Annotated in this window: 9 protein-coding genes and 1 pseudogene; 4 read left to right on the forward strand and 6 right to left on the reverse strand. The window is 47.7% G+C overall.

Annotated features, from left to right (window positions below; all coding sequences use genetic code 11):
- Positions 1-345 precede the first annotated feature (345 nt).
- Positions 346-1,809, reverse strand: coding sequence for an ATPase domain-containing protein (locus QT974_RS12635; RefSeq protein WP_333468827.1), 1,464 nt, complete (start codon positions 1,807-1,809; stop codon positions 346-348).
- 96 nt (positions 1,810-1,905) lie between these two features.
- On the opposite strand from QT974_RS12635, the gene QT974_RS12640 reads away from it, so the two are divergent.
- Positions 1,906-3,321, forward strand: a complete 1,416-nt coding sequence (locus QT974_RS12640; RefSeq protein WP_333468828.1) for an FAD-binding oxidoreductase — start codon at positions 1,906-1,908, stop codon at positions 3,319-3,321.
- Between the two features lie 208 nt (positions 3,322-3,529).
- Complete coding sequence (locus QT974_RS12645) at positions 3,530-4,939, forward strand: (Fe-S)-binding protein (RefSeq protein WP_333468829.1); 1,410 nt, start codon at positions 3,530-3,532, stop codon at positions 4,937-4,939.
- A 213-nt stretch (positions 4,940-5,152) separates the two neighbouring features.
- Here QT974_RS12645 and QT974_RS12650 read toward each other — a convergent pair whose 3' ends face one another.
- The gene (locus tag QT974_RS12650; RefSeq protein WP_333468830.1) at positions 5,153-7,396 is read right to left on the reverse strand and encodes a hypothetical protein; all 2,244 of its coding nucleotides are present in this window, start codon (positions 7,394-7,396) and stop codon (positions 5,153-5,155) included.
- Positions 7,397-8,229: 833 nt separating this feature from the next.
- Here QT974_RS12650 and QT974_RS12655 point away from each other — a divergent pair.
- On the forward strand, positions 8,230-8,742 hold the full coding sequence (locus QT974_RS12655; RefSeq protein WP_333468831.1) for a phycobiliprotein lyase: 513 nt from the start codon (positions 8,230-8,232) through the stop codon (positions 8,740-8,742).
- Positions 8,743-8,925: 183 nt separating this feature from the next.
- Here the strand turns inward: QT974_RS12655 and QT974_RS12660 are convergent, their stop codons facing one another.
- The 4 genes from QT974_RS12660 to QT974_RS12675 all read right to left on the reverse strand — a co-directional run bounded on the left by QT974_RS12660 (position 8,926) and on the right by QT974_RS12675 (position 14,926).
- Positions 8,926-9,639 (reverse strand): hypothetical protein, encoded by a 714-nt coding sequence (locus QT974_RS12660; protein ID WP_333468832.1) that lies wholly within the window; start codon positions 9,637-9,639, stop codon positions 8,926-8,928.
- Positions 9,640-9,899: 260 nt separating this feature from the next.
- On the reverse strand, positions 9,900-12,425 hold the full coding sequence (locus tag QT974_RS12665) for a DUF3769 domain-containing protein (protein ID WP_333468833.1): 2,526 nt from the start codon (positions 12,423-12,425) through the stop codon (positions 9,900-9,902).
- A 346-nt stretch (positions 12,426-12,771) separates the two neighbouring features.
- A complete protein-coding gene (locus tag QT974_RS12670; RefSeq protein ID WP_039887172.1) occupies positions 12,772-12,888 on the reverse strand; it encodes a photosystem II reaction center protein I in 117 nt (38 codons plus the stop codon).
- A gap of 79 nt (positions 12,889-12,967) precedes the next feature.
- Positions 12,968-14,926, reverse strand: coding sequence for a hypothetical protein (locus QT974_RS12675; protein ID WP_333468834.1), 1,959 nt, complete (start codon positions 14,924-14,926; stop codon positions 12,968-12,970).
- A 183-nt stretch (positions 14,927-15,109) separates the two neighbouring features.
- Between QT974_RS12675 and QT974_RS12680 the strand changes: the two are divergent.
- Positions 15,110-17,344, forward strand: a pseudogene (locus QT974_RS12680) (alpha-mannosidase); the annotation flags it as partial.

Genomic DNA, 17,344 nt, shown 5'->3' on the forward strand with positions numbered 1-17,344 from the left:
GATTTTATGTCCAAATGCTACGCCCTTCTATGATTTTTGCACTCTTGTCTATTAGACAGGGGTTTTAACCCCGCTTAGGACTGGCGGGTAAGCGGGAGGATTTGCGGGACTTACAGCTTAAGTTGTTACTGCTTGGAGACTGCCGTGTCTAACCGGTACTCGAAGAGAGCTCGGGGTGTACTTCACAAACATGGAATCTGCTATATTTAACTTTTTCAAGACTGAGGCTGCTCCGCGGCGGTGCGGTACACGCACTATTGGTGGCACGGCGCGCGCTACTAATTAGTAGATTCACGACTCCAAAATTAGCCCGAATTCGCCACAAACAGCACAGCCAACCCCGATTTAATCTTCATCCGCTCGGCCCTCAGGCCACACCGGCGCCCCACTCAAAATGCCGCGCAGCCCCCCTATCGGTTTGCTGACTTTGATGCCGTAGCGAGTAATGTCGAGTTCTCGCAGAGTTTTCTCGAAATTGCTGACTCGTTTTTTAATTACGCCGATCGCCTTGCGGATTTCTGTTCTATTATGCAATTGGCGTTCCACATAGCGGATAAACATCAGATTATCAGCCAAATAGCTAATTCCGATCTCGGTCAGCCGAAAATTTCCGCTAATGGCTTCTACCTCATTAATCAAGATCACGGTGACTCCCATATTTTTGAGATACTTGCACAAAGCGTGCAAATTGTTCACCAAATCTTGCCCGCGCATCGAAAGCTGATAGCCAGAAATACTGTCAATCATCACAATCCGCGTCTTTTCCTGTTCCACCTCTTGGCGTACCATACTGGCAAACTGATCCGGCGAATACAGCAAAGGTTCCACAGGTATCACCGAAAGACTTCCCTGCGCCATCATCGCCCCAACCGGGATATTGACCGATTCGCAGCGGCGCAGCAGAGTAGAAATTGACTCCTCAAAAATGTAAACTACCGATCGCTCCCCTCTTCCAGCAGCCTCCTTCATAAACTGAATCCCCACCGTCGTCTTACCCACGCCGCTAGGCCCAGTAATCACCGTGACAGTCCCCCGTTCCAGCCCCCCGTGCAGCAGTTCATCCATTTCTGGAACCCCAGCAGAAATCGGTTCAGCGACAAAATGCTGTTGGTAGTTGTCGGGAAGCAGGCGCGGAAATACCTCCATCCCAGCCTGAGTCAGGCGCAGCGAATGGCGGCCGTCGCGGAAGTTGGAACCGCGCAGCTTGGTGACAGACAGAGTGCGCCCTTCAGGCCGCAATTCCAAGTAAATTACGCCATCGCTGATGAATTGCAAATCGTCGTCGGGAGCACTTGATGTCCCTTCCGAGGTGAACACCACCGTCGCCCCCCCTTCCACCAAAAACCGCAGAAAAGACAGAACTTGCTTGCGAAACTGAAACTCATCCGCAGCTAAGTAGCGAAATTGAGTAATTGCGTCCAAAAACACCCGATTCGGCTTGACAGCTTGGACTCGATCGATAATCTTTTGTGTAGTGGGTTCTCGCTCAACTTCAGACGGCGAGAAAATGTCATAGGTTTGAACTTGGGTAAAAAATTCTGAGGAGGGGCTCAAATCGAGGAAAGCCATCGCCTCGATGTCAAAACCTAGAGATTCAGCATTGGCGCGCAATTGCGCTTCCGGTTCTCCCAAAGTAATGAACAGGGGCGTTTCACCCAAAGCAATACCTGCTGCCAAAAAGTGAAAGCCCAGGGTAGTCTTCCCAGTACCGGGGCCGCCGCGTACCAGATAAGAGCGCTGAGGAACCAGCCCGCCGCCAATCACTTCGTTGAGACCAGCAATTCCTACTGAAAGTCGGTTTTGAGACATTTGTTTGTTCATGTTTAGAATATCGGCCCGTATTAATATTTAATGGTTTGAGGCAGTGTTTTGATTATTTTTTTTACCGGGCGTCTGATAACCTTCATGAAATCTTTTTCTACCGAAACTTACGTTAGCACACAAGAATTAGAGGGTATTGTCGGCAGTTCTGGCATCTGTCTGCGGCAAGATATAGAGGCTTTTTGGCAAGAACGGGTAGAAAAAGCAGTTGCCCCAGGCACTTCAATAGCCTGTACAGTTTACCCCAATACTCAGGAAGAACTCGCGGCAGTCATTGCTTGTGCAGGGCGAAATCGTTGGGCACTGTTGCCGGCAGGGAGCGGCAGCAAACTCGACTGGGGCGGTTTAGTTAAATTTGACCCGGATTCCCCCCAGCCCCCCTTCTTAAGGGGGGAGCAAGATGTTGTCAAAGTCCCCCGGGAGGGGGATTTAGGGGGAGCTCCTGATGCAAGGGGGATTGTGGCTGTGAGCACGGCGCGCCTGAATCGTCTGGTAGAACACGCTGTGGGCGATTTAACCGTGACTGCGGAGGCGGGCATGAAGTTTGCCGATTTGCAGGAAATTTTAGGGGCATCAGGTCAATTTTTGCCGATCGATCCAGCATATCCGCAACAGGCAACTTTGGGCGGAATTGTCGCTGCTGCTGACACGGGTTCGCTGCGACACCGCTATCGGGGCGTGCGCGATTTGTTGTTGGGAATTAGCTTTGTGCGATCGGACGGTAAAATTGCTGTAGCCGGAGGTCGAGTTGTGAAAAATGTCGCCGGTTACGACTTGATGAAACTGTTTACCGGCTCCTACGGCACATTGGGCGTCATCAGTCAAGTAACATTCCGAGTTTATCCGCTGCCCGAATCGTCGGGAACTGTCATACTGACAGGAGAAACCAATGCTTTAGCCGAAGCTGCTCAAATCTTATTATCTTCTGCTTTGACACCGACAGCCGTTGATTTACTGTCACCGCAGTTAGTAGAAAAACTGAGTTTGGGTAAAGGTTCGGGATTGGTTGTGAGATTTCAAAGCATCGCCGAAAGCGTTAAACAACAATCAGCCCGCTTGTTGGAAGTTGGCGAAAAGTTGGGCTTGCAAGGCACTAGCTGCGGCGAAAATGATGAGCATCAATTATGGCAAAGATTGCCAGAAACAGCCTGGAATTCTGCCAATAATTCCACAATTATTTGTAAAATAGGTATCAGACCGTCGGCAGCAGTCAAGGCAATTAACGAGTTGCCGGTACAGGACGCTTTGATTCATGCGGGCACAGGTTTGGGAGTTTTACGGTTTGAGACTGCGACGGCGGATACGCTATTGCAGGTACGCAAAGGGTGCGAAGCTAAAGGCGGTTTTCTGACGGTTTTGGCTGCGCCAGCCCACATCAAGCAAGGATTAGATGTTTGGGGCTATACTGGAAGTGCGATCGATCTAATGCGCCGCATCAAACAAGAGTTTGACCCGGAAAATATTTTAAGTCCAAATCGCTTTATCTTAAAAGGTTCGTAGTGAGGACTTCAGTCCTTCTTGAATCCCTTTATAAGTATTTTGTGAACCTGATTGTTTTTTGACGAACCGCGAAGGCGCAAAGAGCGCGAAGGAAGAGAGGAGAAGAGAAGAGAAGAGAAGAGAAGAGAAGAGTCTGTGTGTTCGCTTGACGGAATTCTATCCGTTAAATCCGTTAAATAATCCGTTGCCGAACTTCTTTCTACCATATATGCAAACATCAGAAACATCTCAAATTCCCAACGACGATTTAAGACCCGCGAAAGAAAGCAATTTCCTCGCCCAAAATCCCCACTTACAAACGCTTGAAATCCCAGGTTTTGACGCCAACAATCCGCCCGATCCAAAATTAATCGATTCTTGCGTACACTGCGGTTTTTGCTTGTCAACTTGTCCGAGTTATCGGGTACTCGGAAAAGAAATGGATTCGCCCCGAGGTCGCATTTATTTAATGGATGCAATCAATGAAGGCGACGCACCTTTAAATGAAGCAACTTCGCAGCATTTTGATACTTGTTTGGGCTGTTTGGCCTGCGTGACAACTTGTCCGTCGGGAGTTCAATACGACAAGTTAATTTCGGCAACTCGCCACCAAGTTACCCGAAATCAAAAACGCACTTTTTCTGACAATGTAATTCGCACTTTAATTTTTAATCTATTTCCTTATCCTCACAGATTGCGGCCTTTGCTAGTACCGCTGTTTATTTATCAAAAATTAGGCCTGCCAAAACTAATTCGCCAAACAGGTTTGCTGAAAAAAGTATTTCCCCGCTTGGCGGCGATGGAATCAATTTTGCCGGAAGTTACTGTCGATTCTTTCCGGGATAATTTACCCGAAGTCATTCCCGCACAAGGGGAAAAACGCTATCGAGTCGGGGTGATTTTAGGCTGCGTGCAGCGGTTGTTATTCTCGCCAGTTAATGAGGCTACAGTGCGAGTTTTGACGGCTAACGGTTGCGAGGTTGTGATTCCGAAAAGTCAAGGATGTTGTGCTGCTTTACCGGAACATCAAGGACAAGCCGAACAAGCGAAAGCTTTGGCGAGACAGATGATTGATAGCTTTGAAAATACGGGCGTTGATTTTGTGATTATCAATGCTGCGGGGTGCGGGCACACTTTGAAAGAATACGGTCACATTTTAGCAGACGATCCGGAATATCGGGAGAAAGCCGAAGCATTTGCGGCTCATGTTAAGGATATCCAAGAGTTTTTGGCAAGTGCCGGAATTACGGCGAAACTCAATCCTTTGGTTGAGGGAGATTTGACTATTGTTTATCAGGATGCTTGTCATTTGTTGCACGGACAAAAGATTAGTTTGCAGCCGCGTCAGTTGTTGCAGCAAATCCCAGGTGTGAAGTTAAAAGAACCTGTGGATGCTGCTTTGTGTTGCGGGAGTGCGGGGGTTTACAATATGCTTCAGCCGGATGTGGCTGATGAGTTGGGAGTGCAGAAGGTGGAGAATTTAGTGAATACTGGGGCGGATTTGATTGCTTCTTCTAATCCTGGTTGTTCTTTGCAAATTAAGAAGCATTTGGAGTTGCAGGGAAAGCAAGTTACTTTGATGCACCCGATCGAGCTTTTGGATTATTCTATTCGTGGGGTACAGTTGCAGCGGAAGTAGTTTGCTAGGGCGGCGGTGTCCGCCCTGCTTTTGACGCTGCATGAGATTGGTTTTAGCAACCGCGGCAATTTACAGGCCAGACGCCTGTTCTACGGTTGGAACCAGGATGGGCATTGACCCGGAACAATTGTAAACTGGATTGGGGAAAAGCCCGATCGCCCGATCGCACTTTTCAAGTTTACCAAAAGTGCGATCGCAACCACTGACTACTGACTACTGACTACTGACTGCTGACTCTTCCAACTTCAAAAAATGCACTTGTCCCGAAGCTTCCGCCGCCACAATAGTCACCCCATCCGGTGCAATAGCGCAAGCTTTCAAAGCACTATCTCCCCTGAAACTAGCAACTACTGTTCGACTCAACAAATCCCAAACTTTCAGAGTATTGTCATCCGAAGCTGAAATCACCTTATTTCCTACAGTCGCCACAGATGTTACCGTATCGGTATGACCAGCTAAAGTAAAAACTTCTTTTCTAGCTGACAAATTCAAAATTTTTATAGGTGTTTCCCGCCCACCATAAATTGCCCATTTGCCGTCCGCCGTAACTGCCACAGCATTTACAAAACTCTCACGGTCTTTGAGGGTAAAAAGTTGATTTTTGACGGCTAAACTCCATAAATTTGCCCAAATATTCTTTTCTTTCCCCAAACTCCAAACTTTTATGCTTTTGTCACCCGCAGCCGAAATAATCCGCTTCCCATCCGGTGTAACTGCCACAGCTTTTATCCCGTCGGTGTGACCGATAAATGTAAAAACTTCCTCTCCTGTTTCTAAATCCCAAACTTTAATTGTTTTGTCTCCCGAACCAGAAATCGCCAGCCTGCCGTCTGGGGTAACAGTAACAGAATTTACCCAATCTGTATGACCTGTGAAAGTAAAGATTTCCTGTCCGGTTTCGATATTCCAAACTTTAACAGTTTTGTCACCGGAACCTGAAACTATTCTCTTGCTGTCCGGGGTAACAGCTATTGCTTTCACCCAATCTTTATGACCAAAAATTGAAAAAAGTTCCTCTCCATTTGCCAGATTCCAGACTTTAATGCTATTGTCTCCAGAACCGGAAATCGCTTTCGTACCGTCGGCCGTCACTGCTACAGCATTTACCCAGTCATCGTGACCGGCAGATGATAAATTTTCTTGACCTATTTCTAAGTGCCAAACTTTGAGAGTTTTGTCAGACGAACCTGAAACTATGCGCTTGCCGTCCGGGGTAACAGCTACAGCATTTACTGGGGCGATATGATTTGTAAAAGTGAAAAGTTCTGTTTTTGTTTCCAGATTCCAAACTTTTAGCGTTTTGTCGCCCGCTGCCGAAATTACCCGTTTTCCGTCAGGAGTGACCGCCACAGCTTGGACGAAGCTGTTGTGAATTCCTAAAGTGAAAAGTTTTTCTCTCCGACTCAAACTCCAAACTTTGACTGTGCCGTCATAACTGCCGGAAATTATTTGTTCGCCGTCGGGAGTTACTGCTACAGATTTTACCCAATCTGCGTGATCTGTGAGGGTAAAAAGTTCTTTTCCTGTTTCTAGGTTCCAGACTTTAATGCTGTTGTCTCCTGACCCGGAAATCAACCGTTTGCTGTCGGGAGTTACTGCTACGGACTGCACAAAGCTGCTGTGACCTTTTAGGTTAAAAATCACTGCCCCTGTTGCTAAATTCCAAACTTTTATGCTGCCGTCCCAGGAACCGGAAATTACTCGCTTGCCGTCGGGAGTAACCGCTACTGCTTCTACAGCAAAAGTATCGCCTGCAAATGTCAATATTTCTGTTCCATTTGCTAAATCCCAAATTTTAATAGTATTGTCCCAAGAGCCAGAAATTACTTTAGTCCCGTCGGGGGTAATGGCTACAGCGTTGACATAGGTAAGATGACCTTTGAGGGTGGCAAGTTCTTCTCCTGTTTCTAAGTGCCAAACTTTAAGAGTGTGGTCGGATGAGGCAGAAATTGCTCGTTTGCCGTCGGGGGTGATTGCTACTGCTTGCACCCAATCTGTATGTCCGGTGAGGGTGCGCAGCAATCTTCCGCCCGGAGGGGTAAAGCTGGGCGTTAGCGGCCGCAGCCACGGTTTTTTCTGCTGTCTTGCTTGTGCTAGCAGTGCTTGAATTTCTGGGATTTCAAAGCGCATCAACCGGGCAATTAGTTGGGCTGCTAGTTGTGCTGGATCTTTGGCTATAATGTGCGAAGAAAGCCGGATTGCTTCTTGGATTAATTTGAGTTTGTCGGCTTTTTGATCGGAGGTGATAATATCTGGACTTGTTGCTAAATCGTAATCTTCTATTAGTGCTTGTACTCCTGATGCCGACAGCTTGGCTTCGATAAAATTGTAATCTGTTAGTAAGCTGTATAATTTTTCGGAATCAGAAGTTGCTGCTAGCTGACTTGGCAGGATTCCCAAACAGTGCGTTTGTTCTGCAGGCTGCATTTTATCCAGCCCTTGTGTAAACTCGCTCATAAATTTGTGGATGTTTTTTTAAATGTATGCGATCGCTAGCTGCACCTTGCTCAAAACTAGATGGAGAAACTTTTATCGCTTACTTAGCATGACATATTTGAATGCTATTTTGCTAGCGGGATGCTGACCTGTTTTGCCCGATGGTTGATGAATGGCTGGTTTTTTGTCTGAGTCTGCTTTGAGTATTTTCAAACAGCCCCAGTTCTATAAACAGCAGCCGATATCATTAACTCAACAAAGCTAAATCTAGGCAGCGATCGACAAAAGCTGACATATATCGTTGCTTTTCTTAATATAGCTGATGTTTTGGTAATGATTGTCGATCGACCAAAACGGTCAGTAGATTTGAGATTTTACATTTTACATTTACTGCACAGATAAATCTGGGAAGTTCAACTTTTCTGAAAATTTTGGAGTTCCACCATCACCCAGCAGGCACTCCTAGCTGTTTTTTGGGGTATGGAAGCTAAAAAAAATTATGTGTCGCAATCCTATTTGATGTGGGAACAAGCCTTTTTTAAGGCAACACTGTGTGAGAAAATGCTCTAATTTTCTCTCCAGCAGGCGGCGCCATCGAATGGCAAATGTTGGGCCGGTTGGGTGAAGGAACTCAACCGCACCTGCAATCTGCTTCGCCCAAACCTCGCGGAAATCTTTGCAGGCGCGCCCCATTCCTTTAAAATAAATGATGGGACTTGCACTCTTAAACCGGGTTTATAGCTAAAATCTTTGGTTTGACCGCTAGGTGCGCAGGAGGAAACCGGGTTTCTGACTCCAGAGGGTGCAAGTCGCGATCGAAAATCAAGAAGTATTTAGGTTTAGAGACAAATTTCATGGATGTTAGCGAATTTTTTGAGTTAAGTGCAGGCAAATGGTTTTCCCAACGTACCGTACACAATCTTAAGTCGGGCGAATTGCAAGCAGGTAAATCCGACCTCAAAATAGAAATACTGACAGCTAGCGATGCAGCAGTCGTTAAAATTTGCGAACAACACTCGATTAACCCGACCTCAACAGGGCTAAAGGGCGTTCGGATTAGTTGGGAGGGTACTGCCGATCGCACTGCTGCTAAACAAATTGGTTCTACAATATTAGCGATCGTACCCAATACCGAGAATCCCAGCGAAGGTCAAGTATTGCAAGCAAAGGGAAACACCCGCTACGTCATGGGCGGCGACGACGTGCTGACATTGATTACAGAATCAGATACGGTTTATGCCGAAGAAAGGCTGTGGTATCTCATCCCCAACCTGCGGCTGCGCACTAGCGTTGTCAAGCAAGCTAACGGTACCGAACAAGCATCTTTTTGTTCGGAAATTCGGATGGGAGCAGCCCCTAAAAGTTAACAGCCAATAGATTTTTGATTTTTTGATTTTTCTATTTGAGATTTGGTCTACAGCTAATACCAATTTAAAACGAAATAACAGTATTCTTCCCCCCTTTATAGGGGGGGTCTTCTAGTGTTGCACAATTTTAGATAAATGGTATAAATTGGGGAGTTTTTACTGCCGTCTAAAATTTTTGACATCTTATTTCTGATTTCTGGTTTCTCCCTTTTTTCTGCGGCCTTCTCGAGCCACCGCTTTTAATTTGGTGTGAAAATCAGTGTGTTTGGCAACTGGGAAAGATTTGGTTAAGGGTTTGTCTGCTAAGCCGGGCTCGGGTTCAGCTCGATCGGCTAGGGCAGTAACAACCACATCTTCATATACTACAACTTCTGTATTTTCTTTGGTGCGATCGTCGGCTGGGGGCAATTTTTCTGTTTCCTGCGCCTCTGGGTTCGGCACTGCTGGATCTGGCGGGCGATCCTCTTCGTTGGCGCAGCCCCCGTAGGGGCGGGCTTCGCTAACGATTTTTGGCTCCGGCGGGCCCACCACATCTAACTCTGCGACACTGACTTTGGATTCTGGAGGCGGTAAAATTATCTTTTCCTGCCGTCGTTGAATCTCACTTTCAAAGGTTAAATCTTGAGGGAAATTGTTGCATACCAAGCGTTCAAACTCGCGATTGAAATGATAAAGCGGTTCGCCTATCCGCTGCCACATACTCAATAGCTGCGCCACAGAAACAGCCTTGTAGCGCCCTTGATAAAGCGCTTCAACTACTGCTAAACGCAGCCACTGACCGGGATACTTTGTCAGCCATTCACCCGCCAATTTCTCTGCTTTTTTGCCACCTAGGTCAAAACCGTAGTGAACCAGCAGAGCCGCTGCTTCTGCGGATATTGCCCTCACTTCTGTCATGGGAATTGGTAATTAGTCAGTTGTCAGTTGTCAGTTGTCAGTTGTCAGTTGTCCGTTGTCCGTTGTCCGTTGTCCGTTGTTAGGAGTGGTGTCGCCTAGGAGGCAAGGCGAACGTTAGTTTTTCTTTCTTGGGAATTGAGAATTGGATAATTGAAAACTGGAAAATTGACAATTGTTGATTTTTTGGGCTTCATTATTACCAATAACCAATAACTAATAACGAATAACCAATAACCCAATAACCAATAACGAATAACCAATTAATCCGATAAACGCACGCCTCCTTCTACTGTTCGCACGTCCCCAGAAAAAGGTTGGGGCGTGCCGTTCCAGTTAAAGTCGCTAATTCTAAATGTCAGGCTGCCGACTTGACGCTCAGGATTAAAACGCAAAATAATTGCGTAGCTGCGGCGGCTGTATTCCAAAGTGTAGTTGGTACTGATTGTTTCTTTGCTCTCTAAATTAATAGCACTTTGAAACCCGACTCGAAAGCCTCCGTAAACTTGCTGGACGAGTCCAAAAGAAAGGACTTTTAAATCTACCAGCCGATCGAACAAATAAGGCGATATCCCGTCCCGCGACACTTGGGTGTAAGTCACGTTAAATCCAGTGTAGTCTAGGAAAGGGCGGGAAAAATGACCGAACTGCCCTTGAAGCCCGATGCTGCTGGCGATCGAATTTTGTCTGTCGCCGCTGCTGTAATAAGAGCCAACTCCTCGGACTCCCAAGGCCAGTTGCAAGAAAGGAACCACCGGGTTGCGCGTGTACTTCAAACCTTGGGTGGGAGTGCGGGGCAGCGGTTGACCTTGCCAGAGGTTGAAGCCGCGGCTTAAGGCGATGCTGGCTTGGGCGCGACTTAAGTCGATGCGGTTGTTTTCGCGCACTGGTTCGAGCAAGTCTGGTCGATCGGTGTCAGCATTGATAAATTGATACCCTGCTTGGTAACTGAAATTGATGCCTGTTCTTCCGATTTGCATCTCTGGGGAAGTCAGCACGGCTCCGAGACTGCTCTGCACGGTTTGCTCGCCGAGAGAACCGTTGAAGAGCCGATCGCGATAACTATATTCTGCAGCTAGAGAGTGAGTGCCGATCGACTGGCGCAGGCGCAAATTGCCCCGAAAGGTGTTTTCCGGCAAATTCGGGAAATTGTCAAAAGTCAGAAATACTGCCGAGCCTTCTAGGTTAGTCCGCGGGCCCAGAGTAGCGCCCAACCGGGCTTTGAGCCCGTAGCTGTCGGGGAAAAACGGATTGCCGCCGTGCTTTTCCACAGCCCGCTGGAGGTAAATTTGGGGCGTCAGAGTCAGCCGCACCGGCCCGTTTTGCAATACTTCAAAACCGCACTCGGCGAACAAACCGCCCCTGTCGCCGCCGTCGTAGCCAAAATTCAAACAGGGGCCGTTCTTCTGTTTGCTGTCGAAAACTTGCCTGCGGGGATAGACGGGTATTTTGACGCGGTTGTCAAACACCAAGCGAGGGGAATTTGTGACTAATTCCTCGGCTGTGGGTGAAATTCTTCTAATCGTGGCTCTGCGGGCCCTGTATTCGAGTTCTGGCGGGGAAAAGGGGTCGTTGGTAATCCGAATGTTGGTTGCTACTCGGGTGCCGTCTGGTAGGAGTTCGAGGCGTTCGGCTTCAAAACGGACGCGGTTGACGGCGCCGATAACTTGGGGGGCTGCTAACTGTCCGCCACCGCCGACGGTAATATTTGCGGTTCCGGAGGATTTGACTCCGCGCACGGGCTGTTGGCTGGTAATTCGATCGCTCAGGGGCTGTTCGAGAATGGTGCCAGCACTGATATCTGTGGGGAGTGTGGGGGTTAATTCGCTCCCTGCTGCGGGGAGAAAAAGTTCGCCGCTGGCTTGTTCTACGGCGCCGGAGTTGAGGCCGAGATTGAATTCCATCTGCGTGCCCCGGATTACTTGCTGCCCGCGGGTATAGGCGACATTACCGGATGCTATCACTTGGCGGGTGACTAAGTTGACGATCGCGCGATCGGCATCAATCACGGTTTGGCGGAAGCGCACAATCACCCTACCCACCGCGGTGACAATTTGCTGCTTGTCGTCAAATTCTTGGCTGTCGGCTTTAATTTCGATGGTATCTGCCGGGTTTACCGGAAAAGGCACCATCCGCTGAGATGGAGCAGTGCGCACCCCTGGCGGCGTGCCTGGTTTAGGCTTGGGTTTCGGTGCCGGGGGTACCTTCGGTACTGAGGGCGTTCCAGGTTGGGGGGCGGTACCTGGTGTGGGAATCTCGAACTGGGGCTGCTGATCCCGCACCGGAGGCGTTTCTGGTTCGGGAATATCTGGAGCTACAGGAGCGCTATCTTCTAATTGCCTGCCTTTTGCCTGATACCCGCTTTCCTGTGGGCCGACAAGAGTCCTTTGCTGCGGTTTCTCCTCGGTTCTGAGAGCTTCTGGGGTCGGTTGTTGATTTGGGCCCGAAACAGCAGTTTCTGCTGGTGCTAAGGGATAAGCAGTAAATGAGGCATCTTTTTGAGCTGGGGGCGTTGCGGCTGTTGGCTGACGCTCAAATCCCCCTAGGGCGCTGTCTGCGGAGGCTAGGGGTTCGGGGATTGCTGGAGGTTGCTCTGCAACTGGGGTAGTACCGAGGAGTGCGGCCCCGGTTTGCGGTTGGGTTTCAAGGATTTCTGGGCTTGGTTCCGGTATTTCTGAGGCGGGGCTGCGGGTGTCTGAGTCGCTTTTCGCCACAGTCAGGGCTGCTTTCTTTGGCTTTGCGATGTAGATGACGGCAGATGGTTCGGGCGGCGGTACCGGATAGGGCATAGTTACAAAAGGTGAGTCATCCGATTTTAGATTTTAGATTTTAGGGTTTTTTATAGCGGGCAATTTATCGTCGAAATTTTTGCATTTAACAGGGAGCGTTTCCAGGTTAACCGGAAATCTTTGGGTGCGCGGACATCAAATTTACGCACTCACCGTCAGAAACTTGGTTGTTTTTTAGATGTTTCGCTCTCAATGCGTATATTTTTCTGACAGCGGGGTTTCTTTTGCCATAAGATAACCTCGCTGGCGGTGCGAGGTCAAGTTAGTTCAAGTCATTTTTGCTGATTGAGAGTCTAATTCCGGGGGTGCTGTGCGGCACCCCGGGCTCACCGTCGATATAGTTTGTTTATTCCATGTCTCTGCGGTTGGGGTTCCGGGCTGGGTCATTGGACAAAAATCCAAATATGAACAGGGAAACAAAAAATAGGACAACTACATTAACTACGATTTTGAGGGTTAGCACGCTAGGGAGTCTCCAAAGATGGCATAATACTGAGCTGATTTGCTGCTGTTGCCGCAGCTTTTTTATCATAAGCTAAAGATTAGTCAATTTTATCTTTGCTGTTGATGATTTTTGGCAAGTGATTTTTTGCCCAATTCCAGATTTGCTCGGCGATTTTTTCGATGCGTAGCATGAGTAGATCCAACCATTCGAGCACTTGTTCTAGGGGGTGCTTAATGTATCCCATGGATTCGGCTTTTGTTTCTAAGTATTCGTCTTCGGCTGGGGCGGCTGCGCTCTGATTTTTTGCTTGTGCTGCGGTTGTGGCTGGGCTGTACTGGCCGGTTTGTTGGCTGATGGCTGCCTTTAATTGGTTGGTTGGTGAGGTGTTGAGGTTTGTGTGTTTTGACACTTGGGTTTCGTGCCCTGGGGTCGGTGCTGTTGCGAGTGGGGAGCTGTTTTCGGGGGTGACTGCTAAATTTGCTGTTGTTTCCGGTTGATTTTTTGGGACTTTGGTCGCCAGCAGGCTTTGTTTGAGCTGCGCCAGCAGGCGGTGTATTGCTTCTGGGTAGGGGGATGTTGGGATAGCGGTCGATCGACTTTCTGAAGATTCTGCTTTTTCTTGCTTGACTTTAGGAATGCTTTGCGATGTGTCGCTTTGAGCTTCTGCTGCGGTACTTGCTGCGATTAACTGCTGCGGTGCTGGTTCCCCGAACAAGTCTTCCCACTTCAGCCACGGTCGATCGACTTCTGAAGATTTTTCGGCTTTTTCTCGCTCGCGCTGTTTCAAATAATACTGAATAGACACGGCTTTCTCCGTGTTATTACTGGCTGCGGTTTCTTTGCCCAGCAGGTTGTCTACTGACGACCAAATCATTTTTTCGATGTTTTGAGCATATTTTTCGAGGATTTCGCGGGCGGAAAGGCCTAAATTATTTTCGGAGCTGGATGTGTTATTTGTTACTTGTGGGTTGGTGGTGGCAGTTTGGGTGGCGGGGGGGAGGGTAAATTCTTCGAGGTTGACGGCTGCACGATCGAGTAAGGTAACAAATGAGAGCGGATTGCCGGAGCGATCGAATTTGCTGTTAAAATTATTTGCTAGTTCTGGGCTAGGGCTGTCGGTTGCCTTTAATGCTGGAATTGACTGCGGTGCGTTGTTGGCTGGAGCGATCGGAGCGCTGGCTTTTTGAAGTAAGATGGCATTGCGGTCGATCGCAGATTTCACTGCCAGGATTGATTCTCCAAACTGATTTCTTTTGAGAGCAACCGGACTCGTCTGAAGCCAAGCCATCAATTCCCAAAAACGTCGCATGGGTGGAAGCTGAGCTTTTTTGGCGGCAGATTCTAAACCAAGATTAAATTTTAATTCTTTTTGAGTTATTTCGCGCCGTTCTGGCCCGCAGTTAGCGACTTCCCAGGTTATGCGACTTTCCAGCAATTCTTGCTGTTGGGGTGTCAAAATATCTAAAATCCGATTTTCACCTCCCACCAATACTAAAGTGCGGGCGGGGATAAAACTGGCGATTCCCTGAACTTTTGGTGGGCTGGTTAGTTTAGTTTTAGCCAGCGGGTATTTGAGGGCGGAAGTTGTTTGATTTTTGGCGGCTTGGAGGCTAAGATTGATTGCCGGGTGTAAGTCGCTGGCTGCTTTCGAGGTGGCTGCGGTATTTTCCTGGATTAACTGGGGGAAGCAAGCTGCTGTTGTGGCCGCTTGCGACGAGTTTAGCAAATTTTCGGCCAGGTTTAAGATTTGGTCGATCGAACTTTCCTCCGAACCCGGCCGCAGATACCAATTTTCCGACAAATCGGGATTTTCGCCGACAAATTCTTGAAGTTCCGGTAAATCTATTTTTTGACTCGATTCCCGCAACTGTCTGCTCAACATTCGCGAACTTTGCACCAACAAGTAAGCTGGATAAAGTAGAATTTGGGTGGTGCTGAGGGTGGCTTGTTTGATTTGTCGCCAAGTGCGATCGCAATTATCGGCGACTTGGCGGGACTGTTTGGATATAAAATTTAATAATCGGCTTTGGTATGGGCCGTAGTAGCCGTTTGACATAAGTTTAATTATTGAATTCAGGATTTTAGATTCGCGCCGGAATTGCTGAATTTTGCAGTAAAATCAAACCAGGATATTAATCGCAGTTTCAAAAATTTTGAAACCTTTATTTCTTCGCGTCCTTTGCGTCTTCGCGGTTCAATCCCGATCCCGATTCCTACGCAAGTCCTATTTTAGCTAAAAATGAACGCTTCTGTGCCACCTGCTAGCAATAATATTTCTGAAGTTGTAGAGAAGTTGCGCCGCCTGGGCCAAGTGGAGGTTCAGTCTGGTTGGAAGTATTGCGAGGGCGAGCCGGCTGATGGGGGATTGGTAGGTATTTCTAACACAAAGGTTGCGGAACTTAACGGGAAAGGACATATTGCTTGGCCGTCTGGGAAGCAAGTTGTTTTTTTGGAGCAGAAATTTGTGATTCCCGACAATTTACACGGCTATCCGGTGGTTGGTTTGCGGTTGCTGTTGGGATTGACTTGGTGGGCCGAAGATGCTGCGATTTTTGTTAACGGTGAGTTAGTTGGACAAGGTGATTTATTCGATTGTGCCGATCGAGTTTTGTTGAGTTCGTCGGTGCATCCGGGAGATGAATTTTTAGTTTTGTTGCGCTTGGTAAGTCCGGGCCACGATAGCGGTGCTTTAGTGCGATCGATTTTTTTGTACGAAGCTGCTGACTCTACTTGTTTCGACCCTGGTTTTGTGGCGGACGAATTAGAGATTTTGCAACGGGCGATCGCTAAAAATTTAAAATTTCAAAAGTTATCAGGTTTTGCCAAAATAACTTTAGCAAGTCGTCCCATGTTTGTCAAGGGCGAAGTCCTCAAATCTGAGATTGATTTGGCGCTGGGTTCGATTGATTGGTCTGCTTTGCCAAACCGACAAAAGTTCGATCGCTCTTTGTCTGTTTTGCGGCACAATTTACTGGGATGTCTGCAAGCTTTTTCGGGAGCAGATGATTTAACCGCAGAGGGCGCAGAAAACACAGAGAAAGAAATCACAGAGGTTGTTTCTGTTGTGGGCGAAAATCGCCAGGGTACATCTATATATATAGGGGAAAATCCGAAGCGTGCAGATTTTTCCAGAGCAGATGATTTAACCGCAGAGGGCGCAGAAAACACAGAGAAAGAAATCACAGAGGTTGTTTCTGTTGTGGGCGAAAATCGCCAGGGTACATCTATATATATAGGGGAAAATCCGAAGCGTGCAGATTTTTCCAGAGCAGATGATTTAACCGCAGAGGGCGCAGAAAACACAGAGAAAGGAATCACAGATGCTGTTTCTGTTGTGGGCGAAAATCGCCAGGGTACATCTATATATATAGGGGAAACTGGCGATATAGCTTTTCTCAATCAAGCAGGGCGCTGGCTGGCCAATCAGCAATTACCAATCAGCAATTACCAATCCAGACCTGACTCACTGAAAACTTGCCAGACATCTATATATATAGGTAAAATTTATTTGGTAGGTCATGCTCATTTAGACTTAGCTTGGCTGTGGCCGGTACCGGAAACTTGGGAAGCAGCAGAGCGAACTTTTGAGTCGGTATTGAAATTGCAATCCGAGTTTCCCGATTTGATTTTCTGTCATTCAACTCCAGCGCTTTATGCTTGGATGGAAGCACACCGCCCGGATTTATTTGCTGCGATTCAAAAACAGGTAGCTGCGGGTTGTTGGGAAGTTGTCGGCGGGATGTGGGTTGAACCGGATTTAAACTTGATTTCGGCTGAGTCAATGGTGCGGCAAGTTTTTTACGGACAGCGTTATGCGAAAGAAAAGTTTGGGGAATTGATGCGGGTGGCTTGGCTACCGGATACTTTTGGTTTTGGGTGGCAATTACCTCAGATTTTGCGGCAAGGTGGAGTTGATTATTTCGTGACGCAGAAGTTGCGCTGGAATGATACGACCCAATTTCCCTACGGGGCGTTTTGCTGGGAAGGGTTGGACGGTACTAAAATATTTAGTATGATGTCTGGTGCGATCGGCGAAAGTGTAGAATCTGTAAAAATGGCAAGTCACGCTTTTGACTGGCAAGTTAAAACTAATTTACTGGATGCTCTTTGGTTGCCGGGAGTTGGCGACCACGGCGGTGGCCCGACTCGCGATATGCTAGAGGTGGCGAAACGCTGGAAATTGTCGCCTTTTTTCCCGAAGCTGGAGTTTGCTAAAGCAGTTGATTATTTATCTTTGATTGAAAGTCGGTTTTTGCCAAGAGTGGCGGATTCTCAGTCTAAATCATCTATTTCGCACCCGCCAACTGAGGAAAGTTTGAATAATGCTGAAGTCGCTACAACTTTGTCGTCGGATGTCGCAAACCAAAGTTTAGTCCAAAATTCCACAAATTTACCCGCAAGCCAAACCCAGCTAATTGGGGAAAGTTTGAATAATGCTGAAGTCGCTACAACTTTGTCGTCGGATGTCGCAAAC

This window comes from Microcoleus sp. BM001215392, from assembly GCF_036700185.1.
GTDB lineage: Bacteria > Cyanobacteriota > Cyanobacteriia > Cyanobacteriales > Microcoleaceae > Microcoleus.

Coding starts and splice junctions, on each gene's coding strand:
- QT974_RS12635 (WP_333468827.1), bottom strand. CDS start 1,809: ATGTCTCAAAACCGACTTTCAGTAGGAATTGCTGGTCTCAACGAAGTG.
- QT974_RS12640 (WP_333468828.1), top strand. CDS start 1,906: ATGAAATCTTTTTCTACCGAAACTTACGTTAGCACACAAGAATTAGAG.
- QT974_RS12645 (WP_333468829.1), top strand. CDS start 3,530: ATGCAAACATCAGAAACATCTCAAATTCCCAACGACGATTTAAGACCC.
- QT974_RS12650 (WP_333468830.1), bottom strand. CDS start 7,396: ATGAGCGAGTTTACACAAGGGCTGGATAAAATGCAGCCTGCAGAACAA.
- QT974_RS12655 (WP_333468831.1), top strand. CDS start 8,230: ATGGATGTTAGCGAATTTTTTGAGTTAAGTGCAGGCAAATGGTTTTCC.
- QT974_RS12660 (WP_333468832.1), bottom strand. CDS start 9,639: ATGACAGAAGTGAGGGCAATATCCGCAGAAGCAGCGGCTCTGCTGGTT.
- QT974_RS12665 (WP_333468833.1), bottom strand. CDS start 12,425: ATGCCCTATCCGGTACCGCCGCCCGAACCATCTGCCGTCATCTACATC.
- QT974_RS12675 (WP_333468834.1), bottom strand. CDS start 14,926: ATGTCAAACGGCTACTACGGCCCATACCAAAGCCGATTATTAAATTTT.